Genomic DNA, 25,084 nt, shown 5'->3' on the forward strand with positions numbered 1-25,084 from the left:
GGCTTCCAGCGCGTGCGCGCCGCGATAATCCCGGCATGAGGACCTGTCCGCCCCTGCTGCCCGGCCGACCACGCGCCCTGTTCCTGCTGGCGCTCCTGGCGCTGGCGGCCTGCAGAGGCGGTGAGGTGGGCACCTGGCGGCACGGCGGCGCAACCATGGGCACCACCTGGTCGGTGCAGGCGCAGCTCCCGCCCGGACTGGACCGCGCAGCCCTGGCGGCGGCGCTGCAGGCCGAGCTCGACCGGGTCATCGCCCAGCTCAGCACCTGGGAGCCGGACTCTGACATCAGCCGCTACAACCGGGCGCCGGCCGGTACCTGGCAGCCGCTTCCGGAGCCCTTCAACGACCTGCTCGCCCAGGCGCTGGCCCTGGCCGAGGCCACCGCCGGCGCCTACGACCCCACCGTGGGCCCCCTGGTCGCCCTGTGGGGGTTCGGTGCCGCCGCGCCCCGCAGCACGCCTCCCTCGGACGCGGAGATCGCGGCTGCGCGCCAGCGGATCGGCTGGCAGCGGCTCCGGCACGAGCCCGGCAGCGGCCGCGTGCTGCAGCCCGGCGGGGTGATGCTGGACCTGGTCTCGATCGCCGAGGGCCATGCCGTCGACCGCCTGGGCGAGACCATGGAGCGCCATGGCGTGGCCGATTACCTGGTCGAGATCGGCGGCGAGCTGCGCGCCCGCGGCAGGCGTCCGGATGGCCGGCCGTGGCAGGTCGCCGTTGTCGATCCCCTGGGCGGCCCGCCGGTGGCGATCGTCGCCCTGCGCGATGCCTCGATCGCCACCTCCGGCGACTATCTGGCGCATTTCGAACACCAGGGCGTGCGCTATGGCCACGCCATCGACCCGCACAGCGGCTGGCCGGTGCGCCATGGCCTGGCATCGGTCACCGTGCTGGCGGAGGACTCGACGCGCGCCGGCGCGCTGGCCACGGCGCTGAGCGTGCTTGGGCCGGATGCCGGTCTGGCATTCGCGCAGCGCCAAGACATTGCGGCATTGCTGCTGGTGCGCGACACCGTGCCCGGCCCCCTGAAACCGATCGCCACGCCGGCATGGCGGACCCAGGTCGAGGCTGCCAGGCAGGGCGATCACTGAACGGCGGTCGGCCGGGTCGGGCCGCGCAGGCGCCTCGTGTCCCCCTTGCCCGGGACCTGATCAGCGTCGTGTCTCAGCCCGTTGCCGGGCGGCTTTACGTGAGTGCGACGACACCGCACTTCTCCCCTCCCCCGCCTGCGGGGGAGGGGCGGGGGAGAGGGCCGTCCCGGCCAGCGCACGCCGCTGGGTCGGCAACGATGCAGATCATGGCCAGCCTCGACCCTCTCCCCCGGCCCCTCTCCCACAGGGAGAGGGGAGCACAGCGCGATCCGCTCACCGAACACCGGGTCCTGACCCTTGGTCCCGATCCTGAGCTGAGACACGACGCTGATCAGGTACCCGGGAGGCCGGTGGTCGTCGCCTCGGGCGTGGCACCCGGCAGGGTGGCAGCGACCCGCGGAAGCCGCGTTCACAGAATCTGCGCAGGGCGTTCACGAAGCTTGGGTATCGAGACTGCCTGACGCAGCGATCGTGGAGAGGCGGTGACGGGCAATCAATCGCGTGCAGGCCGGTTCGAGGGCGACGACGCCCTGTCTGCGCTGGTCGCGTCGATGGCTCGCCGCGACCAGGCCGCGCTGGCCAGCTTCTATGACCTGACCATCGACCGCGTCTATGCGACCGCGCTGCGCATCGTGAGGAACGAGGCCGATGCCGAGGAGGTCGCTGGCGACGTCTACCAGCAGGCCTGGCAGCGGGCTGGCCACTACGACCCCGCGCGCGGCAGTGCAATCACCTGGCTGCTCGGCATGGCCTGGAGCCGTGCGGTCGACCGCGTTCGCCGTGAGCGCCGCCACCGGCGCTGCGAGGAGCTGCATCCGGAGCGCCACACGCGAGCGTATGCTGCCCCGGATGAAGACCCTGCCGCCGCCATGATAGAAGCCCTTGCCGGCGCGACGGGCATCAACCGTGCCCTGGCCGCGCTCAGCGCGGACCAGCGGCGCATGGTGGCCCTGGCATTTCATGAGGACCTCAGCCATGCCGAGATCGCCGAGCGCGAGCGGCTGCCGCTGGGCACGGTGAAATCGCATCTGCGCAGGGGGCTGGCCAGCCTGCGCCGGGCCCTGCGCGTCGACGGGGATCGCGGCGATGGCTGACCGGCCGCATGCACTGACCCGCTGGCTGGCGGCGCGGCTGGCGACCCTGATGCCCGGCCGCAGTCTGTCGCCGCAGCGCAAGGCCGCGCTGCGCGAGCAGGTCCTGGCCCGCGCCGCCGGTGCCACCACACGGGTGCTGCGCGCCGACGAGGGCAGCTGGCGCCCCTTGTGCCCCGGTATCCAGGTCAAATCGCTGCGCCGGGACCCCGTTGCCGGCAGCGAGACCAGCCTCTGGCGTCTGCAGCCGCATGCGCGCGTGCCCAGCCACGGCCATGCCAGCGAAGAGGAGTGCCTGGTCATCCAGGGCGCTGTCCTGGTCGACGGCGAAACCTATGCCAGCGGTGACTACCTGCTGGCCGAGCCCGGCACCGAGCATGCGCCGGTCGCCTCGGCGCTTGGTGCCGTACTGCTGATCCGCAGCGGGTTGCTGCCTGCGCAGGCGCGCGGATAGCAGCGAATTGAAAAACGACCATCCCGGTCGTTCTTCAATTCGCCCGTCCGGTGCAGGTCCGGATGCACTCCCGTCGAATCGACTGCTTGCGCAGTCGCTTCGCCGAGCGGCCATCCATGGTCGCAGCCAGCGCGTACACGCCGGCGCGCAGGCGCGCCAGTCGGCCTTTCCCCGGTCGGCTCGCCGGCGGGCGCCAGGGCCGTGAGCGTCGGCCTGCCACGGGGCGTGGTAGCGGTCGGATCCGGCGGAGCACCCAAAGGCCACACTGCCATCGATTGCTGCCATGATCCGCGCGCAGGGAGGGGTTTGCGTTGCTTTTTCCGTAAGTAGGCATCGGGGTCAGCGCGGTCGCCGGTGAGGCGGGCGCGGCGGACCCCGGCGGGAGGGCGACCACGACCGTCACGCCTCGGGGCCAGGATGGCCGGTCCGATCCACTTTGGCCGCGCTGCGCGGCCCACGGAGCACACATGCGCTATCCGACTTCGCCTCGTCCGGCCGGCCTGGCCGCGCTGCTGGCCATCGCCTTGGCCGGTCCCACCCTGGCCTGCTCGCCGGAGGATCTTTCCACCGTGCCGCTGGGCTACAACATCGACTACGAAACCCAGGTCCAGCCGATCTTCGACCTGCACTGCGACGGTTGTCACATCGGTGGCGCGTTCGGCAATCTGTCGCTGGACCCGGGCGTTTCGTACGCCAATCTGGTCAATGTGCCGGCCGACAATGCCGCAGCCATGCGCGATCGCGTCGAGCCCGACGACATCGATGCCAGCTTCCTGTTCCGTAAGATCAACTGCGAGAACCTCGACGACGCCTACGGCCTGCGCATGCCGCGCAGCGGACCGCCCTATCTCAGCCTGCTGCAGCAGTCGGTGATCATGGACTGGATCAACGAGGGCGCCTTCCCGCTCGCCGATCCCGACCGCATCTTCGGCTATCCCTTCGACCCGCGGGTCAACGCCACGCCGTTCTGAGGTCCTCCGGCGTCCCGGCGCAGTGTGGGGCAGGGCGGTTCACGTCGGCGGGGCTTCCGGGGTCGGCCCCTGGGGTGTTCCAGGTTTTCGGCGACCCTGGGGCGGCCCTCTCCCCCGGCCCCTCCCCCGCATGGCGGGGGAGGGGAGAAGTGGGGCGCCGCCGCGAGCAACCCGCCGGCTCGGACGACCCGGCAAAGCATCGGCGCCGCTGCGAACCATGGCCTGGTGACGCGACCTCGCGCTGCAGCTTCGACCATTCGCGCCTTCGAGGCGCCCCCCGCTCGTCGCGCTGCCCGGCCTGCGTCCTGCTTGCCGCGCTGCCCGACATGCATCCAGTGCGCCGCGCAGCCCCGCCATGCATCCAGTGCGCCGCGCAGCCCCGCCATGCATCCAGTGCGCCGCGCAGCCCCGCCATGCATCGAGTGCGCCGCGCAGCCCCGCCATGCATCCAGTGCGCCGCGCAGCCCCGCCATCCATCCAGCGCGCCGCGCTTTTCAGCCTTCAACTTGCTTGCCGCGACACCGCACTTCTCCCCTCCCCCGCATTGCGGGGGAGGGGCGGGGGAGAGGGCAGGCCCGGCCCCGTGCTGCCAGGCTCAAGCGCGACAGTGGCGTGCCGACCGCCAAGGCCGCACACACCGCGCTGCCTGTCTTCAGTGCCGGCGTCGCGCGGCATCGACGACGACCAGGCAGCCTTGGCGATCGCGTCCGACCGTGGCGCTTGCGGCGTTCAGGTCACCAGCCGCAGGCGGGGGTCGGAGGCCGGCTCGTTGGCGGCGCTGGCCGAGGGTTCCATGGTGCCGGCCAGCACCACCCGGTTACGGCCGCCGCGCTTGGCGGCGTAGAGCGCGGCGTCGGCGCGCGCCAGCCAGGGCTGCCAGGGCTCGTCCTCGCGCAGCACCGCGGCGCCGATCGACACTGTCACCGGCCCGCCAGGCGCATGCAGGGTCATGCCGACATGCCGGCGGACCTTGTCCAGCGCCGCGAACGCGCCGGCGGCGTCGACGTTCTCCAGCAGCAGGACGAACTCCTCGCCCCCGAAGCGGTACAGGCGGTCGCGACCGCGCACGCACTCGCGCACCCGGTCCACGAAGCTGACGATCACCCGGTCGCCGGCCTCGTGGCCGTAGCGGTCGTTGATGCCCTTGAAGTGGTCGAGGTCGAGCAGGGCCACCGCCATGCCCGGCCGGGTCAGCTCGAAGCGCGCCACTGCCGCGGCCAGGTCGGCCTCCATCTGGCGCCGGTTGCCGGCACCGGTCATCGGATCGCGACGTGCCAGCCCCTCCAGGTGGCCGTGCTGACGCGCCGCCCGGAAGGCGAAGATGAATGCGTAAAGGCCGACTAGGGCGGCGGTGACGGCATAGCTTGCCGCGTGCATGGGATCGGCAAACAGTGTCGGCTGGGCTGCGACCAGGGCGACCAGGGCGATGCTGGCGAACAGCGCCGGCAAGCGGTCCACCAGGAAGAAGTTCATCAGCAGCACGGGGAAGGTCCACAGCACGCCGGCGATGCCGGCCATCAGCGTCAGGCTGAGCGCACCGGCGTTGTTGACCAGCACCAGGAAGGCGCCGGGTCCGCGCGTGCGACCACGCACCCAGGCGTAGACATTGGCGCTGGCGATGGCGAGGATGACCAGGACATCGAGCGCCACCACCAGCCATTCGCCGCGCAAGGCGCGGGTGACGAGGAAGGGCAGGATGCCGGCGATCGTGCAGCCGCCGCACAGCAGGATCACCGCCAGCCGGAAATCCTCGGCAAGACGCTGGCGCAGCCGCCGCAAGGTACCGTGTCGCGATTCCAGGCCCACGACAGGCGACCTGGGCCGGCTCACGACGGCTTCTGGGGACGGGTGCCGGGTGCGCACCGGCGGGACGTGACGTGCGGGTGGAGCGGATCGACCGGCCATGGCATGGCGGACTCCGTGCAGGGTGGGACCACTTGAGCGTTGGCCCGCCGTCATTGCGGCGGACCTGTAGTGGTGCCATTGCAGGACAGCCGCGCCCGGCTGTTGGTGACAGCGTTCGCACAATTGGCGAACGGTCACCAATGTTCACGATCCATCGCCGATTCCCGGCGCGCGTTCGCGCTCGCAGCGTGCGCCCGATCACGTCGGGGAACGGCCAGGGCGCCGTCCGGGCGGTCGGCAGGGGCAGGGCAGGCATGCCTGGCACCGCCGGAGGGCGGGGCGGCGGCTGGTTAACGCCGGAATCCACGCCCGGTCGAAAGCCCGCAGGGACCCGCACCGGGGGGCGAAGAAAAGCGGCCAGGACGGCCGCCTTTCACAAGGATGGGCAGCGGGTGGGCAGCAGGCGATCCGTGGGGCGCCGCTGCCCCGCGCCTTGCCCTACCAGTGGTTGTCGTACCCCAGGTCCAGGATCGGCGTCGCGACTCCGATCCAGGTGCTGCCGAAGACATGGTTGGACACGCTGTTGACGTTCAGCAGCACGCCATAGGTCGCGTTCTCGACCACGGTGCCGGCGAACACCGAACCGATCGCCTTGCCCAGGTAGGGGTCGTTGCCGACATGGATGCCGGTGACCACGTCGCTCAGGCGGTTGTCGTAGACCTTGTGGCCGACGCTGTCGTGCGTCTGCAGCGGATCGGGCTGGCAACGGCCCTGCAAGGTGGCGCCGATGGCGATGCCGGCGCTGCCCTGCGCGACCTGGTTGTCGATCACCGTGTTGCCGTTGGAGGCCTCGACGACGATGCCGGCGCCAGCATTGTGCAGGCGGTTGCCGCTGATGTAGTTGCCGCTGCTGTGATCGACCACGTGGATGCCGCGCGCGTAGGCGGCGTTGATGGTGTTGTGCTCGACCAGGTTGCCGCCGGCGGCGCCGCCGCACAGGGTGATGCCGGTGTCGACCTTGCCGATCACGTTGCCGGAGACCACGTTGTTGCCGGCGGGCAGGGTGCTGCCGACCAGCGGATCGATGATGCTCACCGCCTCGCTGCCGATGCGGAAGAAGCCGTTGCCGACGATCTTCGAGCCGCCGCTGCGATTGAGGATGATCCCTGCGCCCAGGTCGGCGAATTCCACGCCCTGCACGAGCAGGCGGCTGGCATCGTAGGTATTCACGCCGCCCCAGAAGCCGCTGATCCGCCCCGGCCCCAGGATGCGGACCTTTTCCTGGCCGATGACCCGGATGCCCTGTAACGCGGAGGTGCCGGACAGGGTGTGGCCGTTGAGGCGGATGGTGATGGCCGGTGCGGCGACATCGAAGGCGACCCAGCCGCTGCTGCAGTGCAGGTCGGCGCTCAGCGTGATCGAGTGGGTGAGGGTGTCGCCGCAGGACTGGGCCTGGGCGGCGTGCCCGGCGCCGAGCAGGACGAGCGCGCACAGAGCAAGGGAAGGACGGAACGACATGCGGCGGTTCTCCAAGGGGTCAGAGTGCCTTTTCCCGCCCCGAAGGCTCAGGGAAGGACGAAGAGGACGCCGGGAAAAGGCACTCTGACCCCGGTTTCCGGAGCGGTCCCGCCGCCCCATCAACCAGGACGCAATCCGCGCCGGATTCACGCCATGCCGCCCGCGCCCTCTCCACACCGGGGTGAGAGTGCCTTTTTCCCCGACGGCTCAGGGAAGGCGAAGAAGGCGCCGGGAAAAGGCACTCTGACCCCGGTTCTCCTCAGTCGCCGGCAGGCGGCGCCGGCACCATCACCACGCCGTCGCGCACCGGCAGGCGCCGGCCCGGGTCGCTGGCCAGGCGCGCCGATCCGGTCTGGCCGTCATGGCGCCAGGTGACGTCATAGCCGATCACCTCGTCGCGCTGGCCCATCACCAGGGTGTCGCCGGGCTTGGCCTCGGTGCGCATCGTGGCGAGCACGCCGTCCAGTTCGTACTGCACATCGTAGCCGACCACCTGTTCGCGCGGTGCAGATTCCGTGCGGCAGTTGCGCTCGGTGCGCACCTCACTGCGCTGGTTGCCCTGCTGCTGGCGGCCCTGGATCTCGCGGCCGGCATAGGCGCCACCGGCGGCACCGGCCGCAGTGGCAATGCGCCGGCCGCTGCCGCTGCCGACCTGGTTGCCCAGCACGCCACCGATCACCGCCCCGGCGACGGTGCCGGCGATGCGGTTGGGGTCACGCGGATCGGGCGACTGGTAGACCACCTCGACGTCTTCGCACACCTCGCGGGTGCCGGTGACCGTGCGGGTGACCGGTTCGCTGGCCACCACGCGGGCCACCACGTCCACCGTCTGCGTGACCGGCTGCACCTCGATCACCTCGGCATGTTCGCCGCGCGTGACCTGCCAGGCGGCGACGGCGCCGCCGGCGACCAGGACGGTGGTAAGGGCGGCTGCGATGGGAGTTTTCATGGCGCGATCTCCATGTGACGGGCACAGGTGCCCTGATGCCTGACCGATTGCAGCAACGGCCGCCTGAACAGGGCGTGGAAGGGGCGGCCTGCGGTGCGGTGTCCGTTCATCTGGGCGGCATCCCGGTGCGCGGTATCGCCCGCAGGACCACGCCTGCCTGAGGCAGCCCTCTCTCCCGCCTCTCCCCCGCATCGCGGGGGAGAGGAGAAGTGCGGTGCCGCGGCAAGCAGCCGGGCAGGGAAGAAGCCTCCGGGAAAGCCGGGGCGATTCAGTGCAGGGCCACCCCGCTCGAAGGCCTGCACGCGCGGGCCACGTCACCTCCGCGTCACCGACCCGAACTTCGACAGCGCGAGATGTACGAAGCCACCGGACAAAAGCCCCTCTCCCCCGGGGAGAGAGGTTGGGGAGAGGGGTCCCCGCCGCCGCGCCGCTCCATCAGGCCCCGCACCACGCCGCCGGAAAGCTCCACAGCGCGAGCTACCCAAGCCGCGAGAAAAAGCCCCTCTCCCCCGGGGAGAGGGGTTGGGGAGAGGGGCCCACGCCGCGGGAAAGCCGCATCAGGCCCGGCACCACGTCGCGGGAAAGCCGCATCGGGCCCGACACCACCCCGCGGGAAAGCCGTATCAGGCCCAGCACCACGCCGCCGAAATGCCCCTTCAGGCCACGCCCACACCACGCAAGTCCCCGACGCCTGCCCCGCCCACCCCGCTGATCCCCACCAACCCCACCGGCTACAATCGGGCAATCCCATAAAGCCATTGCCCCGCAGGGGAAACGACCGCATGAGCACACCCGCCAGCCAGATGCCGGCCAGCCAGGCGCAGACCGAGCGCACGCCGCTGCGTTTCGTCACCGCCGCCAGCCTGTTCGACGGCCACGACGCCGCCATCAACATCATGCGCCGGCTGATCCAGGCGCAGGGCGCCGAGGTCATCCACCTGGGCCACAACCGCAGCGTCGAGGACGTGGTGCGCGCCGCCCTGCAGGAGGACGCCGACGCGATCGCCCTGTCCAGCTACCAGGGCGGCCACGTCGAATACTTCAAGTACATGGTCGACATGCTGCGCGAGCGCGGCGCCGGCCACATCCGGGTGTTCGGCGGCGGCGGCGGCACCATCACCCCCGAGGAGATCCGCGAGCTCGAGGCCTACGGCGTCGAGCGCATCTACCACCCCAACGACGGGATGAAGATGGGGTTGGTGGAGATGATCGAGGATGTGGTTGCGCGCGCTGCGCGCGCGCGGGACCAGGGACCGGGGACCGGGGACCGGTCCCACGACGCCCGCCCCGCGATCGACGATGAAATCGCCATTGGCCGCGTACTGTCCGACATCGAGGATGGCCGATACACCGAGGCCGAGCTGGCCCTGCTGCGCCGGCAATGGCAGTCCGGCCTGGACACCGGCAAGTCGCCCCCGGTCCCTGGTCCCCGGTCCCCTGTCCCCGTCATCGGCATCACCGGCACCGGCGGCGCCGGCAAGTCGTCGGTGACCGACGAGCTGCTCAACCGCTTCCTTGCCAGCTTCCCGCAGATGCGCATCGCCGTGATCAGCGTCGACCCGACCCGGCGCCGCACCGGCGGCGCCCTGCTCGGCGACCGCATCCGCATGAACTCGCTGCGCAGCCACCGCGTCTACATGCGCTCGATGGCGACCCGTCGCCAGCACGTCGCCACCAACGCCGTGCTCAAGGACTGCATCGGCTTCCTCAAGGGCCTGGGCTTCGACCTGGTGATCGTCGAGACCGCCGGCATCGGCCAGAGCGATTCGGAGATCGTCGACCTGGTCGACTTCCCGATGTACGTGATGACCTCCGACTACGGCGCCGCCAGCCAGCTCGAGAAGATCGACATGGTCGACTTCGCCGAGCTGATCGTGCTCAACAAGTACGACAAGCGCGGCGCCGAGGACGCCCTGCGCGACGTGCGCAAGCAGTGGAAGCGCAACCGCACCGCCTTCCAGGTCAAGGACGAGGACATCCCCGTCTACCCGACCATCGCCAGCCAGTTCAACGACCCCGGCGTGAGCTGGATGTTCGTCAACCTCTGCCGGTTGCTGTTGGAGCGGGGACCGGGGACAGGGGACCGGGGACAGGGGAAAGCGGAGGGTGCGGGGTACTCGTCGCCGCGCTGCGATTTCCAACCCGCGCTGGATACCAGCTTGCGTGAGCCGCGGGCGACGGTTCTGATCCCCGGCGCCCGCGTCCGCTACCTGGCCGAGATCGCCGAGCAGGGCAGGGCGATCAATGCCGGCATCGTCAAGCAAGCCGAAGCCGCCGACCGCGCCCAGGCGTTCTGGACCGCCCTGGGCGAACTCGAGGACGGCAAGCGCCCCAAGGCCCTGGACCTGTACGACGAGGCCGACCTCGCCGTGCCCGGCGACCGCTCCCTGGCCACCCTGCGCCAGCGCTACAACGACGCCGTGCAGGCGCTGACCGCCGAGAACCTGCGCAGCCTGCGCGCCTGGCCGGCGCGGCTGAAGTCGATCACCGACGAGGTCACCGAGTACGAGGTGCGCGGCAAGGCCATCCGCGTCGAGAACTACCGCGAATCGCTCAGCCACCAGAAGATTCCCAAGATCGCCGCGCCCGGCTACAAGTCCTGGGGCGAGCTGCTGACCTTCCTGGGCAAGGAGAACCTGCCCGGCAGCTATCCCTACACCGGCGGCGTCTACCCGTACCGGCGCACCGGCGAGGATCCGATCCGCATGTTCGCCGGCGAGGGCACGCCCGAGCGCACCAACCGCCGCTTCCATTACCTGTCCGTCGGCCAGCCCGCCGCCCGCCTGTCCACCGCCTTCGACAGCGTCACCCTGTACGGCGAGGACCCGGCCGAGCGCCCGGACATCTACGGAAAGATCGGCAACTCCGGCGTCAACATCCCGACCCTGGACGACATGAAGAAGCTGTACTCCGGCTTCGACCTGTGCGCGCCCACCACCAGCGTGTCGATGACCATCAACGGCCCGGCGCCGATCATCCTGGCGCTGTTCATGAACACCGCCATCGACCAGCAGGTCGAGAAATACCTGAAGGCCGACCCCGAGCGCTGGGCCGCCGCCCAGAAGAAGATCGACGCCTTCTTCTCCGGCCGCCCGCGCCCCACCTACAGCGGCGGCCTGCCGCAGGGCAACGACGGCCTGGGCCTGGCCTTCCTGGGCATGACCGGCGACCAGCTCGTCGACGCCGAAACCTACGCCAGGATCAAGGCCGAGACCCTGCGCACCGTGCGCGGCACCGTGCAGGCCGACATCCTCAAGGAGGACCAGGCCCAGAACACCTGCATCTTCTCCACCGAGTTCGCCCTGCGCATGATGGGCGACATCCAGCAGTACTTCGTCGACAACGGCGTGCGTAACTTCTATTCGGTGTCGATCTCCGGCTACCACATCGCCGAGGCCGGCGCGAACCCGATCAGCCAGCTCGCCTTCACCCTGTCCAACGGCTTCACCATCGTCGAGTACTACCTGGCGCGCGGCATGAAGATCGACGACTTCGCGCCGAACCTGAGCTTCTTCTTCAGCAACGGCATGGACCCGGAATACACCGTCATCGGCCGCGTCGCCCGCCGCATCTGGGCGCGCGCCATGCGCGAGCGCTACGGCGCCAACGAGCGCAGCCAGATGATGAAGTACCACATCCAGACCTCCGGCCGCTCCCTGCACGCCCAGGAGATCCAGTTCAACGACATCCGCACCACCCTGCAGGCCCTGTACGCCCTGTTCGACAACTGCAACAGCCTGCACACCAACGCCTACGACGAGGCCATCACCACGCCCACCGAGGAGAGCGTGCGCCGCGCCGTCGCCATCCAGATGATCATCAACAAGGAGCTGGGCCTGAACTTCTGCGAGAACCCCTGGCAGGGCAGCTTCATCGTCGACCAGCTCACCGACCTGGTCGAGGAAGCCGTCTACAAGGAGTTCGAGGCCATCAGCGAACGCGGCGGCGTGCTCGGCGCCATGGACACCATGTACCAGCGCGGCAAGATCCAGGAAGAGAGCCTGTACTACGAGCACAAGAAGCACGACGGCAGCCTGCCCCTGGTCGGCGTCAACACCTTCCTGCCCAAGGAGCACGGCGGCGAGGTGGCCACCGAGATCGAACTGATCCGCTCCACCCCCGAGGAGAAGGGCCAGCAGATCGCCAACGTCAAGGCCTGGCAGGGTTCGCGCAACCCGCTGGCGCCGGAAGGCGAGACCGAGCATGGCCATGTCGTGGAGGACGACGCGGCCGCGGCCACCGAGCCGCACGACGGCCACGGTCTGGCCTACCTGCAGCGCACCGCCCGCGACCGCCGCAACGTGTTCGAGGCGCTGATCGAGGCGGTGAAGACGCACAGCCTGGGCCAGATCAGCCACGCGCTCTACGACGTCGGCGGCGAGTACCGGCGAAACATGTAGCGGGAACGAACATGGCTGCCGCCCGCTTCGAGGACATCATCGCCGCGCTGGAGCAAGCGCAGGTCCGTTATGTCGTCGCGGGCGGATTCGCCGTCAACCTGCACGGGTTCCTCCGCTTCACCAAGGACCTGGATCTGCTGATCGACCTGGAGCCCGACAACGCCGGCCATGCCATGCGCGTGCTGGCATCCCTGGGCATGAAGCCGCGCGTTCCGGTCGCCATCGAGGAGTTCGCGGACCCGGCGAAGCGGGACGACTGGTTTCACAACCGCAACATGCTGGTATTCCAGCTATGGGACCCGGACGATGCCTTCTGCACGGTCGACGTGTTCATTCGCAACCCGATCGACTTCGCGCAACTCTGGTCGAATTCGGAGCACGTCGACCTTGGGCGAACCGCCTGCCGCATCGCCGGCATCGACGACCTGATCGCCATGAAGGCGCAGGCGGGCCGGCCCCAGGACCTGCGCGACATCGAGGAGCTTCGCCATATACTGCGGCTCAGCGAGCGGGAGGGCGCATGAGCGATCCGTTGGCGGTGTCCTGGGAGCAGGCGGCGGAAAACCATCGACGCGACGCGCTGGCCATGTCGCATGCCCGCCGTTGGACGTGGCTGGCGCAGGCCATGGACCTGGGCTTCGCGGTGGCCCGGTCGCGGGCGTCGCAAGGATTTGTGAGTGTCGATGCCAATGGCGCTCCGTTCGCTGTGGGTGAGCCTGAAGGCGCCGAGCATCGACCTGGTGCGACTGGGCCGCGCGCTTCCTGACCGATGAAGGCCGCTGCTGACCACATCCGCACCACCCTGCGGGCCCTGTACGCCCTGTTCGACAACTGCAACAGCCTGCACACCAACGCCTACGACGAGGCCATCACCACGCCCACCGAGGAGAGCGTGCGCCGCGCCGTCGCCATCCAGCTGATCATCAACAAGGAGCTGGGCCTGAACTTCTGCGAGAACCCCTGGCAGGGCAGCTTCATCGTCGACCAGCTCACCGACCTGGTCGAGGAAGCCGTCTACAAGGAGTTCGAGGCGATCAGCGAGCGCGGCGGCGTGCTCGGCGCCATGGACACCATGTACCAGCGCGGCAAGATCCAGGAAGAGAGCCTGTACTACGAGCACAAGAAGCACGACGGCAGCCTGCCCCTGGTCGGCGTCAACACCTTCCTGCCCAAGGAACACGCGGGCGAGGTGGCCACCGAGATCGAGCTGATCCGCTCCACCCCCGAGGAGAAGGTCCAGCAGATCGCCAACGTCAAGGCCTGGCAGGCCTCGCGCAACCCGCTGGCGCCGGAAGGCGAGACCGAGCATGGCCACCTAGTGGAAGGCGAAACAGGTTCCGACGAAGTTCACAATGGCCACGGTTTGGCGTATCTTCAGAACACGGCGAGACGGCGGGGGAATGTGTTTGAGGCGCTGTTGGAGGCAGTCAAGACCCACTCGTTGGGGCAGATCAGTCATGCCCTTTACGACGTGGGCGGGGAGTATCGGAGGAATATGTGAAACGCTTCTCGCATGAGATGGTAGGTGGACCCCTGTTGGCTTGCGCGGATGAAGCAGTTTGGTGCGTAATCCAATTCAGCGGCGCAAGTTGGTTGCGCGAGTGAACAGAAGGCCGTAAGCCAAATCGTGTCTAAGCCGATAATTTACCGCGATGCCGCTTGGGCGGCGAAACGTGCATGCGAGCGCCAGGCTCGCGATGTCGTTCTTCATGGTGATGCGCATGCGCTGGCGAGAGCGTTGCCAGCCTCGTCAGTTGACCTAATTTTCTCCTCGCCTCCCTATTGCATGGGGAAGGAATACGAGAGCAGCTCCTCGGTCGATGACTTCCGAGAAAGTCATTCAGCGCTCGCCCCGGATTTGATCCGTATTCTCAAGCCGGGGGGGTCCATCTGTTGGCAAGTGGGCTACCACATTGCTAAGCATCAAGTTACTCCTCTTGACTTCATTGCGCACGAGATATTTACGAGGTCCGAAGAGCTCCGGCTGCGTAATCGGATTATTTGGTCCTTCGCACACGGGTTGCATGCAAAAAAGCGATTCAGCGGTAGGCACGAGGTTGTTCTTTGGTACACCAAGGGTGAAAGCAGCCATTTTGATCTCGACTCGGTCCGCATCCCACAAAAGTACCCAGGTAAACGATCTTACCGAGGCCCGAATAAGGGCGAGTTTAGCGGGAACCCTTTGGGTAAAAACCCGGGAGACGTTTGGGACGTGCCCAACGTTAAGGGGCACCACGTCGAAAAGACACTGCATCCCTGCCAGTTTCCCGTCGCCCTTCCTCTGAAGTTTGTTCGCGCGGTGTGCCCCCCTGACGGGCTAGTGCTTGACCCGTTCATGGGTGTCGGCTCTACAGGAGTCGCGGCTGCTGTTGAGAGCAGGCGTTTCCTGGGCGGAGAGATCCAACAGGTGTACGTCGATGTTGCCGTCGAGCGCATCCGCGATGCGAGAAAAGGCGTCGCTCGTTTTCGACCACTAGAGCAGGCAATTCATGAGCCGCGGCCGACTGACGCGGTCGCGAAGAAGCCCGAGCACTTTAGGGGGTAGTCGTGGCGCCTGTACTTGGGAAGTCTGCGTGGTCTGCAACCGCGAAGAAGGCGGCGAAAAGAAAGGGGGGCGGCTCTGTCAACAGGAACAAGGCGAATCCGAAAGCGGTTCTCAGCCCTCAAGACATTGCTAAGCGAAAACAGCTCCGGGCCGCTCGCAATCTGTTCGGTCGCTTGGGCTTTGTTCGAGTGAAAAGCGACGGCAAAACAATCAAGTTTGATGGCCGCACCGGTGAGCTGGATGACATCTACGTAAGCGAGAACATTATGTTGCTCGTTGAGTACACGGTCGGCAAGGAGACTGCCGCGCACGTTTCAAAAAAGTCCATTCTTTACAGTAAAATAAGGGGTGCCCCTACGGCATGGATAGGCTATGCCGTAACGCAATACGCCGATTTTCAAGCATTATTTGACCAGAGCGGCTACTTGGAAAGCGATTACCGTGTTGCGGTTTGCTATATCTCCACCGAAGGCGTTTCGGACGAAGTGTCGGAAGCATTTGACTATATCAACTTTCTTGATGGGACGACCTTCAGATACTTTGATGCGCTTGCAAAGGCAATTCATCGAACTGCGCGTTTCGAGTTCTTCAAGTATCTAGGCCTTCGATTTACAGAAATCGGCGATCAGGTAAAAAAAACCTCGACGGCTAGAACGGGATTTGAAGGTCATGTCTTGCCGGAGACATTTAGCAGCTTCCCCAAAGACTTTAAGATCGTTTCCTTCTACGCGGATCCCGCTACCCTTCTGAAAATGTCTTACGTCTTTCGCCGCGACAGCTGGCGGGATGAGGAGGCAATGTATCAGCGTGTCTTGCAGAAGGGTCGCATGAACCAAATGCGGAAGTATCTGACATCGGAAAAGCGCGTTTTTGTAAATAACATAATCGTAACATTGCCGGATGATACTGTTCTCAATGAGATCGGTGGCAGTGGAAAAAACATTGATCCAAAGAGCATTAGTGGCGTCGTGGCTGCAAACATTACTGTCCCGAGTCGCTCGAATACTATAGGCATAGTTGACGGTCAGCACCGAGTCTTCTGTTATCACGAAGGCAACGATAAGCTGGAGCCTCAGATTCGAGCCATCCGTGACCGTCAGAACCTTCTCGTCACCGGAATAATTTTTCCTCCTGGCTTTTCGGATCTCCAAAAGCGACGCTTCGAGGCAAAGCTTTTTCTTGAAATTAACGATAAACAAAAGCGAACAGGCTCTGAGTTAAAACAAAGCATCGAGTTAATCCTGAATCCGTTCTCGACGATATCCATAGCGAAGTCGGTTATTCAGAGGTTAAACAGTTCGGGCGCACTTAAGGGGATGCTTCAGACAAATTATTTCGACTCACCTGGTCTATTGAAAACAACGTCGATTGTAAGCTATGGGCTTCGGCCGTTGCTTAAACTAGACGGATCAGACTCGCTTTTCTCAGCTTGGACGGACAAAGAGAAGATGAAGATGGTGACCATGCAGGCTGGCGGGCAAGTCGAAGGGGCAGACAGAATATTGAAGGATTACGTCGATTTTTGCGTTGAATCGATTAATGCGCTACTTAATGCCGCGAAGAAGTGCGACACGTCCCTCTGGAGATTGCCGGAAAACAAGAAAGAAAAGAAGTTGTCGCCCACCGTTGTGAACGGTTTTATTGTTTGTCTTCGTCAGCTGGTGAGGCACGGCAAGCTGGGCAGTTCTTCGAGTTACGAGGCAAAACTTTCGGGCCTTCCGACGTTCAAATTTGATAAGTACAAGTCCAGTGCTTGGAAGGCGCTCGGCGATGACCTTTTCAGCACGTATTTCAAGTGAAGGTAACACTAGCCAGACAACCGATCGGGGTCACCCTTTCGCCGCAGCCTGTCAACAGGGCGAACGCTGCTCTCCCGATGCCGGGTGGTGCGATGGAGTCCCGTCCTGGCATTGACCGGCTTCCGCAGTGTTGGTCGGGGCGCGAGAACCGCGCCAGTCACCCTTCTGGATCAAGGCCGCCGAAGCGGCCTCTGCCTTTCGGCCCAAACACACGTCCAGCCGAATCCGGGGATCTGCAGAGCATCAGCATCAACCCGTTTCCGTAGTGCAGCATGTGAATGATTGTTACAGGCGCCAGTTAGTGATGGAGTAAGCATTCCAAGCGCTGTAGTGTGACTCCCTTCAATTGGTTCGCTAGAACTGTTGCGGGGACGGAAATGGCAACGAGGAGCTTCTTGGCAGGGATCATTCGCGCAAATGCGCAGGCTGCGAGACAAGCGCAGGCCCGGCAGCGCCACGCGACATTGCAGGCAGAAAGGAACGCCCGTGCTCGCGCCGCATCCGCTCGTGCTTTGGCGGCACAGGAGCGTCGAGACCATGCGGCAGCGGAGCGGCGTCGCAAGGTCGCAGATCGCGAGTCCAAGGAACGCTACATGGCCGATCGCATCGAGGAATTCGAACGAATGGCAGCGGAGGCTGCGGTCAAGCTTGCTGAGATTCAGAACGTCCTAGCGCATACCCTGCAGGTAGACGATCGGATAGAGTTCAGCTCCTTGCTTCTGGATGACAAGTTCCCAGCCTTTCGGCCAGCCAGCGCTCCAACGTCGCCGCCGACACGCCCACCTGCTGAGCCACCACCTTCACATCCGCACTTTCAGGCGGCAGAAAACGCGCTACGCCCGGTCCTTGAATGCCTTTCCGTATCGAGCCACGTTCCGAGTCCTTTCGCCCCTGAGGTGAAGATCCTATCGGGACGGCAACAACTCTGACGCTGAGGGTACACCCTGAGAGCCCGCAACCGCGGTCAGAAGTGATTCTATGCGCGGTAGGTAGCTGCTATACTAGCGCCGCCTTGGCAATAGGCACCTTGCCTATCCCTTTGCTCTGTCACTTAGTGACCGTTTGCTTGCCCTTATATGTCATGGGCTTGCTATTGGTTAAATGTCCATGCACCTCGGTGCTAGGCGTGCCAAGGCTTTGAGTAAAGGAGAATCGCCGATGAACAATCGTAGATTCCGCCTAGTCCTCGCGTGCTTGATCTTTGGTGGCGGATTCTTCCGCTTCCTGGCGGCACTCGTGGACGTGGTCTTTAACTATTCTCGGCATCGTGACTACGAAGTGGACCCATCGGTTTCAGATCAGCCCGGGGCGGTGGGCGTTCGCACCGACTGACGAGAGCCGGGCCTTCGGCAAACGAATCAAGCAGTTGGTGGCCAAGCACTGGAAGGCGCCTAGCTTCTACTTCCACCTACGGGCGGGAGGGCATCTCGCGGCGGTTCGCCGCCATGCGTCCAGTTCGTTTTTCGTGCACGCAGACATCGCTGATTTCTTCGGACAGGTGAACCGCTCGCGGGTCACCCGATGCCTCAAGACGTGGTTGTCATACAAAGACGCACGGACAATGGCGAGCGAAAGCGTGGTCAAGAGGCCAGGGTTCGAAGGGTTCGTGTTGCCCTACGGTTTCGTCCAGTCGCCGATCCTTGCCTCACTGGCGCTCGACAGAAGCAAGCTTGGCCCGTATCTGCGAAAGCTGGACGGTCGAAGTGATCTCAGCCTTAGCCTGTATGTCGATGACATCCTCATATCGGGCCACGACGAACAGGAGCTGTTGAGGATCGCTTCCGAACTCGAAGACGTTGCCGGTGCTGCTGGATTTCCACTGAGTGCTGCCAAGAAGCAGGGCCCGGCACCCCAGGTCACGACCTTCAACCTGGAGCTATCTCGGGGCAGCTTGCGGGTTACCGGGAGGAGGCTTGCGCAGTTCCGAGATGCGTATCGGGCCGCTAGCTCCAACCACAGCCGTGCCGGGATCTTAGGATACTTGCAGACGGTAAATCCGCAGCAGGCTTACGAACTGACCGGCGATGGTGATGAGGACGAACACCGTTCGACTAGCCCCTTCTTGATCCAGAAATGACATCGGCATAGCTTCTGGTGATGGATCGTCCGAACGGGGTCACCCTTTCGCCGCAGCCTGTTAACAGGGCGAATGCCGCTCTCCCGAAGCCGGGTAGTGGGGGGAAATTCCCGTCCTGGGCATTGACCGGCTTCCGCAGTGTTGGTCGGGGGCGCGAGAACCGCGCCAGTCACCCTTCTGGATCAAGGCCGCCGGAGCGGCCCCTGCCTGTCGGCCCAAACACATGTCGGTCGTCGTGGACACAGTGTCAAGCGACACCCAGTCTCACGCACTAAGGCGACACCCACCTTTACGCACCCCGGGTCGGGGCAAGGTCAGGCCCGGGCGGTCCCGAGCGTGGCATCCAGGTCCCTGAGTCGATAGCTCCTCCCCTTGATGTTGAGCACGTTGGCCTTGTGCAGCAGGCGGTCGAGGATCGCTGCGGCCAGGGCTTCGTCGCCGGCCAGCAGTTCGGTCCAGTCGCGCACGCTTTTGTTGGTCGTGATCAGGATCGAGCCACGGCCGTATCGGTACGTCACCAGCCGGAAGAACAGGCTGGCCTCGTCCCGACTCATCGGTTCGAAGCCCAGTTCGTCGATGACCAGCAGTGCGGTCGAGAGGTACTTGCGTCGGCGCAGGCGTGCCGGCGGCAGGTGGGCGTCGGCCTTGAGCTGCAGCTTGAGTTCGTCGAACCGGTAGAACTGGGCCGAAAAGCCGTGCTCGACCGCCTTGACCGCCAGCCCGACCGCGAGATGGGTCTTGCCGACCCCGGGCGGCCCCTGGATCAGCAAGGTCTCGGCGCTGCGGATCCAGGCGCAGGTCGCCAAGGTCTCAATCCGCGTCCGCTCGATCGCCGGCTGGAAGGCGAAATCGAAATCGGCCAGGGTGCTGCCGGTGGGCAGGCTGGACAGGCGCAACGAGGTTCGGACTCGCCGTCCCTCCCGGGCTTGGTGTTCCAGGTCGAGCAACTGGTCCAGGACCAGATGGGGCGCGTGGCCCTGTTTGACCGCCTCACTGAGCACCGGCTCCAGCTGCTCGGCGGCATAGGCCAGTCCCAGCGCATTGAGGCGGTTCCGGGTGCCATCGACATCCAGGCTGCGCTTGCTCATCGGGCCACCTCCGCCAGTGCGGCATACAGGTCCAGCGGCCGGCGCTCGACGGGCGTGGCCATCAGCTCTGCCAGGCGCTGCCCCATACGGCCCAAGGGGGGCGGCGCCTGGACCTGGGCGGTGCTGGGGCCGTCGTAGTGCGCCGGGTCGATCAGCAGCCGCTGCGCGGTGGCACGCGGGTGCTCGGCGATGAGGGCCTGGTCAGCCAGGACCTGGACCGTGCCTGCGCCGCCGCGGACCTCCACCATGCGCCCGAGGTAGGCAAACGGCACCGAGTACTGGCGTCCCTCGAAGCTGACCAGGGCATCGGTGCCGACCCGGCGCGTGGCCACGTGGTCGAAGGGCTGCGGCAGCCGCGGCAACGGCGCCAGCGCGGCCTTCTCGGCCTGCCAGGCATCGATCACCCAGGCACCGGTGGCTGGGCAGCGTCGGCGCGTGGCGAGTTCCGCAATCGCGGTATCGGTGGCTGCCTGTAGTTCTTCAAGGCTGTCCCATGGCCGGGCGGTCGGATCGGCGGCGCCGCGATGGCTGCGGACAGCCCGCTCGACCTTGCCCTTGTGCTCCGGGCTGTAGGGCTGGCACGGATCGATGTGAAAGCGCACCGTCAGGGCGTAGCGACGGTAGGTCTCGTTGAGCTGGCCCCAGGCACCGGCACCGCGCACGACGGCGGTCTTGGTGTTGTCGACCCGGACCACCGCGGGGATGCCGCCCAGGCGCTCGAAGGCCCCGTTGTGCCCGGCAAGCCACGACAACTGGTCCTGCCTGAACACCCAAACCACCGCATCCATGCGGGAGTGCGACAGCACCATGTGGAAGTCCTGCAGAGTCATCGACTGCCCCGCCACGACGACACCGGGAAACAAGCCCCAGTCGACCTGGGACTGGGCACCCGGCGGCGTCTCGACGCGGCGTCGGGCTCGGCGCGCAGGCGGTGGGTAAGCCTGCGCCACGTAGCGCTGTACCGAGCGCAGGCTGCCTTCGTAGCCATGCTCGGCCACCAGCCAGGCGTGCAGCGCGGCCAGGTTGCGCTGCGACTGGGTGCTGAGCCAGTGGTCGATGGCCTCGGCAGCCTGGTCAGCCCGGCGCGGCTGGTTCCCCCGGCCGTCCTGCGCGCCGCTGGCCTGCCGGCGCAGGTGGTAGCGGACCGTGCCCTCGGCCAGGTCCAGTTGCCGGGCGATGGCCCGTTTTGGCAGCCCCTTGGCTGCCAGAGTCTTGATCGTCATGCGTAGCTCCAGATCGGTGATCGCCACGCCCGCCTCCGTGGACCACGAAAGCAGGCAAGGCTAGGTGACCGACCCGGGGGTGCGTAAATCTGGGTGTCGCCTTAGCGGCAGGCTAGGGTGTCGTCCTACAGGTGGTTTTCGAGTACGCCAGCAGCCGCAGCGGCAAGCATGCCCGGCAGTTCCTGGGGGACTGGCGCGGCGCCCTGATGGTGGACGACTACGGCGGCTACAAGGCCCTGTTCCGGGACGGCGTGACGGAGTTGGCCTGCTGGGTGCACGTGCGACGCAAATTTGTGGATGTGGCCCAGGCCAGCGGCAGCACGATCGCGCAGGAAGCGGTGCGGCGGATCGCCGCGCTCTATGCCGTGGAGGCGGGCGCGCGGGACCTGACCGCCCAGGCGCGCCACGCCTGGCGCCAACAGCATGCCCGGCCACTGGTCGAGGCTCTGCACGCCTGGCTGCTGGACCTGTCCGGGAAGGCGCTGGGCGGCAGCGCCTTGTCCAAGGCCGTGCACCACGCCCTCGGCCGCTGGCCGGCGCTGGTGCGCTTCCTGGACGATGGTGACTATCCGCTTGACAACAACCCGGTGGAGAACGCGATCCGGCCGATCGCGATCGGCCGCAAGAACTGGCTGTTCGCCGGCTCCGACAGCGCCGGCCAGCGGGCCGCGGCCATCATGAGCCTGCTGGCCACGGCCAAAGCCAACGGCCTGGACCCCCACGCCTGGCTGACCGGCACGCTAACCCGTCTGCCTACCACCTTGCAGCGGGACATCGACTCGCTGCTGCCCCTGGCGACACCGATCACCCGCTGAGCTGAGCCCTGCCACGGTTCAGCCGGGAGCGGCAAGGTGTCGACGGCGGACGCTTACGAAAGTTCTACCTATTGGGTGTCTATCGGATGGGGGAGCTTACGGTACTTGGGAAATTGGGTGTCGAACTTGAGGACACCGCTGCAGGGCATGGGAAATCGCCTGCCGCAGTTTCAGTCGCCGGCCTGTCCTGCCGCTCGAGTTGCTTCGGGCATCCTGTCGGCAGCGCCGCGATCGGCTCTCGTCTTCGCGGTCGTGCTCAGCGGCAGATCGGGGAGCGAAGTCCCTTGTGCACCAACGCCAGTGAACGTCGGAACACGTTCCAAAGCTTCAGAAAGCTCGGAATCGCTTAAAGGACGTGCGCGGGTAAATTCGATCCCGTTCAACACAATGTCTACGCTGCCGTCGTCGTTCACTCCAAACAGCATCTGATGCAGCGTCGTCGCCAAGTCTTGGTCGGCCCCGGGGAGCTCTGCGAGGAATTTCTCGAACCTCATCACGCCCGACAAATAGATACCGGTTTCCGCATCCAGCAAGCGCAGGCTGGAGACGTCAAAAACGGCGATGACCCCGTCCTCGGCAACCACGCCGAGTCTTCCCTTGACTGTGGGGAACGCGGGCGTGCTTATCCAGCGCGGCTGGTGGGTGAACCGATTGACGCGGGATACGCTTGCATCGGTCAAGATCGAAACGAAATCGTCGTCGATCTCGGGCGGGTAGAAGGTGAACTCGACTTCGTCTTCGTTGCCATGGAAAGGCGTGAGAGCCGTCTGATTCACGGTGATGTCGCCTTTCAGGTTGCCGTAAGTCCACAGTTCCCCGAGACTGGTTACTGCAGCGAGGCGCCCTATCATGTCGAACTCCAAGCTGTTTACGCCGCCTTCTGGAGTGGAGGGCAGGCTGATCAGCTCAAATTTGTCCACGTCCAGTACATAGAGGCTGTCGTTGCCGAATTCCTTCATCGAGGAGAGCGCGATCAGTCGCTGACCCGGGGCCTCGGCCCTGTGACAGAAGTTGCCCATGCACCGGATTCGCACGCATGCAGTCGTGATGCCGTCCTGGAATCGACACATAGTGGTGAAGCCGTATTTCGACCCGTCTGAACCGCTGACGAAAGCGATCTGTTTATCCCACGCGAGCACGCTCGGGTTGTACGCCGAAAAGTCCCCCTCGTAGATGGCACCAGCGGGCACGCCTCCAGATTCCAGCCCAGCGAAAACCGTCGGATCGATTCGACCGTCGATGGTCCGGAAAGGGGTGGAAAGCTGAGCGTCGGTCTCGCGGGAATAGTCGTTATCCACTAGTTCGGTCTCGTCGAAGCGGTGTTTTTGCTCCCAGTTCTCGTACGTCGTTGTGCTCTGGGACCAGAGCTCATGTTCTTCCCGAGCTCTGGGAAATGCCATTCGCGTCAGCAGGGTGGTCCGCCTCGGACAGTGGGGCGGAGATTCAAGATCGAATTCTATTCTCCCCCTGAGATCACTCACGGCGGGAGTGACCACGACTGGGTCTTCGCCCTCCAACCCGGGTCTGACGAGGGCGCCTTGGAGGCGAAGTTCGCCGCAGGCGGGACCTGCTCCGTAAATGTGTTCCACTTCGATAGCGCCCGTTGTGCCGGTGCGCGGATCGATAACAAGCATCTTGGGAATCTGTCCGCCTGCAGAGTGGCTCTTCTTGTACCCGAAAGTTACAATGCGTCCGGTTTGTTCGTCCTGTGCCGCATAGCGCCAGGTGAGCGGCTCCACGACGGTCTGGTAATCCTCGATCTGCCCCTCTTTGATTTGGTCCAGGTCGGCAAATACTGCGCCGTCCAGACTGGTCTTGTCGATTAATTCGGCCTCGGCACTCCAGAGTTCTCCTGAGTCGTCGAATCGCGCTAGGACACGATCTCGAAGTCTCATTTCCATTCGGGCTGTCCCGAACGCATCACTCTGCATCGCCTCTTGCACCATGCCGAGCGCTATAGACCTTGTCTCGAGCGTCTCGAAATCAACGATTTCGACCGTACCTCCCATCATGAAGAGCGCGCCGCGTTTGCCGCCATCGAGTGGAATAGCGACCTCCACTTCGCCGCCATCGACTCGGTATACATCGCTTCCGAGTAGATAGGAAGCGAATGAGTGCTTGAGAACCGCAGGCCTGGCAACATTCGCCACGGCATCATCAGCGGCGACGAGTTGGGGAAGCCAATACCTCAACAACTGCTTCTCGGTTCGCGTGTCCCCTACCAGGCCGGAAATGTCGCCGAGCAGATCCGCGAGCGTCGCCGTGGCGCGAGCGAGGTCGTTTCGGCCTTCGAAGTACATCCGCGCCAGCTCGATTCGCCGAGCCCTGTCTGCCTCGACCGCTGCCGCTGCGTTCGCCCGCGCCTCGCGTTTGGGGTAAACGTAGGCATTGAGCACAATCAGTATTGCGACCAATCCATATGCGCCCAGTTTGATTGGATCGGCGATCTGCAGTGCGGTTACCACGACGCCTTGCAGTGGTCCCTTTACTGCACGAGCGTCGTGATGTTCCGGCTCCTGCTGGTATGCGAGGACAGGAAGCCAGTACCGCTCCATGAAAGCGTCGCTTTCCTTGCCGTCGGCAAGGAAGTAATGGCTATGCCCGCCCTCGAAGTATCGGTTGAGGAAACGCGTGCTGGTCATTCCACGGAAGCCCAGTCGACCCGCCATGCCCGTGAATAGCACCGCGAACTGGCTCAGGAGCAGGACGTTATCGTGAATCCCGCAGTCGTTGATGACGCGGCTCACACGACCTTCATTGATCAGATCGCCCCATGGAAAAGAGGAACGAAGGACGCTGCCCGCAAGTAGGATCGTGCCGAATCGCGGAGCACTCGGATCGCGCATGTTGTACACACTGTACCCGATCAGGTGCGTCCCGAAGCTGTGCCCCACGAGATCCAGCACCGCATTTGGATAGCGCTCTGCGATTTGGCGTAGATGGCGGCGAAACTTGAGCGTCGCAAACCATCGCAGCGGCGGGATGAGAAACGAAAGGACGGAAAAATAGCCATAGTGATGGTTCTCGGTGGCCACCCGATCATTTGCCTTGTGGATAAGGGCCGACAAACGCTCCTGCCATTGCCCGAAGGTTCTAATCCCATGCACAGTAACCACCACACGGCGCACCTCTTCGCTTGACGTCGACTGTCCATTCATTTCTAGAGTGCTCTGTGAGGGTACCCATGGTGCGGTAGAACTGGAAATTAGCGACGTATAGAA

18 protein-coding genes and 1 pseudogene are annotated in these 25,084 nt (G+C 65.2%); 13 read left to right on the forward strand and 6 right to left on the reverse strand.

Translation table 11 applies throughout. The annotated features are described in order from the left end of the window. The first annotated feature begins 35 nt into the window (after positions 1-35). From KF823_00885 to KF823_00900, 4 genes are all read left to right on the forward strand, one after another. Positions 36-1,088 (forward strand): FAD:protein FMN transferase, encoded by a 1,053-nt coding sequence (locus KF823_00885; protein ID MBX3724457.1) that lies wholly within the window; start codon positions 36-38, stop codon positions 1,086-1,088. 482 nt (positions 1,089-1,570) lie between these two features. Further along, the gene (locus tag KF823_00890; protein ID MBX3724458.1) at positions 1,571-2,182 is read left to right on the forward strand and encodes a sigma-70 family RNA polymerase sigma factor; all 612 of its coding nucleotides are present in this window, start codon (positions 1,571-1,573) and stop codon (positions 2,180-2,182) included. Continuing rightward, entirely contained in the window at positions 2,175-2,633 is a 459-nt protein-coding gene (locus tag KF823_00895; GenBank protein ID MBX3724459.1) for a cupin domain-containing protein, read from the forward strand. Before KF823_00890 ends, KF823_00895 begins: the two co-directional genes overlap by 8 nt. A 467-nt stretch (positions 2,634-3,100) precedes the next feature. Further along, entirely contained in the window at positions 3,101-3,604 is a 504-nt protein-coding gene (locus KF823_00900) for a hypothetical protein (GenBank protein ID MBX3724460.1), read from the forward strand. A 729-nt stretch (positions 3,605-4,333) separates the two neighbouring features. Here the strand turns inward: KF823_00900 and KF823_00905 are convergent. The 3 genes from KF823_00905 to KF823_00915 form a co-directional block, all read right to left on the reverse strand. After that, complete coding sequence (locus KF823_00905; protein MBX3724461.1) at positions 4,334-5,434, reverse strand: GGDEF domain-containing protein; 1,101 nt, start codon at positions 5,432-5,434, stop codon at positions 4,334-4,336. 513 nt (positions 5,435-5,947) lie between these two features. Then, on the reverse strand, positions 5,948-6,967 hold the full coding sequence (locus KF823_00910) for a right-handed parallel beta-helix repeat-containing protein (protein MBX3724462.1): 1,020 nt from the start codon (positions 6,965-6,967) through the stop codon (positions 5,948-5,950). Between the two features lie 259 nt (positions 6,968-7,226). Continuing rightward, a complete protein-coding gene (locus KF823_00915) occupies positions 7,227-7,916 on the reverse strand; it encodes a glycine zipper 2TM domain-containing protein (GenBank protein ID MBX3724463.1) in 690 nt (229 codons plus the stop codon). A 782-nt stretch (positions 7,917-8,698) separates the two neighbouring features. On the opposite strand from KF823_00915, the gene KF823_00920 reads away from it, so the two are divergent. The 8 genes and pseudogenes from KF823_00920 to KF823_00955 all read left to right on the forward strand — a co-directional run bounded on the left by KF823_00920 (position 8,699) and on the right by KF823_00955 (position 18,737). Then, entirely contained in the window at positions 8,699-12,316 is a 3,618-nt protein-coding gene (locus KF823_00920; protein ID MBX3724464.1) for a methylmalonyl-CoA mutase family protein, read from the forward strand. A gap of 11 nt (positions 12,317-12,327) precedes the next feature. Beyond that, positions 12,328-12,840 carry a hypothetical protein gene (locus KF823_00925; GenBank protein ID MBX3724465.1) on the forward strand — a complete coding sequence of 171 codons (513 nt, stop codon included), beginning with the start codon at positions 12,328-12,330 and terminating at the stop codon, positions 12,838-12,840. Further along, on the forward strand, positions 12,837-13,082 hold the full coding sequence (locus KF823_00930; GenBank protein ID MBX3724466.1) for a hypothetical protein: 246 nt from the start codon (positions 12,837-12,839) through the stop codon (positions 13,080-13,082). The genes KF823_00925 and KF823_00930 overlap by 4 nt, the downstream gene beginning before the upstream one ends. A gap of 24 nt (positions 13,083-13,106) precedes the next feature. Then, positions 13,107-13,817, forward strand: a pseudogene (locus KF823_00935) (methylmalonyl-CoA mutase). 285 nt (positions 13,818-14,102) lie between these two features. Then, positions 14,103-14,861 (forward strand): site-specific DNA-methyltransferase, encoded by a 759-nt coding sequence (locus KF823_00940; GenBank protein ID MBX3724467.1) that lies wholly within the window; start codon positions 14,103-14,105, stop codon positions 14,859-14,861. Positions 14,862-14,863: 2 nt separating this feature from the next. Beyond that, positions 14,864-16,660: a DGQHR domain-containing protein gene (locus KF823_00945; protein ID MBX3724468.1), complete on the forward strand. Its 1,797-nt coding sequence runs from the start codon at positions 14,864-14,866 to the stop codon at positions 16,658-16,660. A 593-nt stretch (positions 16,661-17,253) separates the two neighbouring features. Continuing rightward, entirely contained in the window at positions 17,254-17,589 is a 336-nt protein-coding gene (locus tag KF823_00950; GenBank protein MBX3724469.1) for a hypothetical protein, read from the forward strand. A gap of 368 nt (positions 17,590-17,957) precedes the next feature. Next, complete coding sequence (locus KF823_00955; protein MBX3724470.1) at positions 17,958-18,737, forward strand: hypothetical protein; 780 nt, start codon at positions 17,958-17,960, stop codon at positions 18,735-18,737. Between the two features lie 314 nt (positions 18,738-19,051). Here KF823_00955 and istB read toward each other — a convergent pair whose 3' ends face one another. Together istB and istA are read right to left on the reverse strand one after the other, a co-directional pair. Next, a complete protein-coding gene (gene istB / locus KF823_00960; protein MBX3724471.1) occupies positions 19,052-19,825 on the reverse strand; it encodes an IS21-like element helper ATPase IstB in 774 nt (257 codons plus the stop codon). Continuing rightward, positions 19,822-21,048 carry an IS21 family transposase gene (gene istA, locus KF823_00965; GenBank protein ID MBX3724472.1) on the reverse strand — a complete coding sequence of 409 codons (1,227 nt, stop codon included), beginning with the start codon at positions 21,046-21,048 and terminating at the stop codon, positions 19,822-19,824. The genes istB and istA overlap by 4 nt, the downstream gene beginning before the upstream one ends. A gap of 131 nt (positions 21,049-21,179) precedes the next feature. Here istA and KF823_00970 point away from each other — a divergent pair, with 131 nt between their 5' ends. Then, positions 21,180-21,863, forward strand: coding sequence for an IS66 family transposase (locus KF823_00970; protein MBX3724473.1), 684 nt, complete (start codon positions 21,180-21,182; stop codon positions 21,861-21,863). Between the two features lie 170 nt (positions 21,864-22,033). Here the strand turns inward: KF823_00970 and KF823_00975 are convergent, their stop codons facing one another. Then, the gene (locus tag KF823_00975) at positions 22,034-25,021 is read right to left on the reverse strand and encodes a hypothetical protein (protein MBX3724474.1); all 2,988 of its coding nucleotides are present in this window, start codon (positions 25,019-25,021) and stop codon (positions 22,034-22,036) included. Positions 25,022-25,084 lie beyond the last annotated feature (63 nt).

The organism is Lysobacterales bacterium (assembly GCA_019634735.1).
In the GTDB taxonomy this organism is placed as follows: Bacteria; Pseudomonadota; Gammaproteobacteria; order Xanthomonadales; family UBA2363; genus Pseudofulvimonas.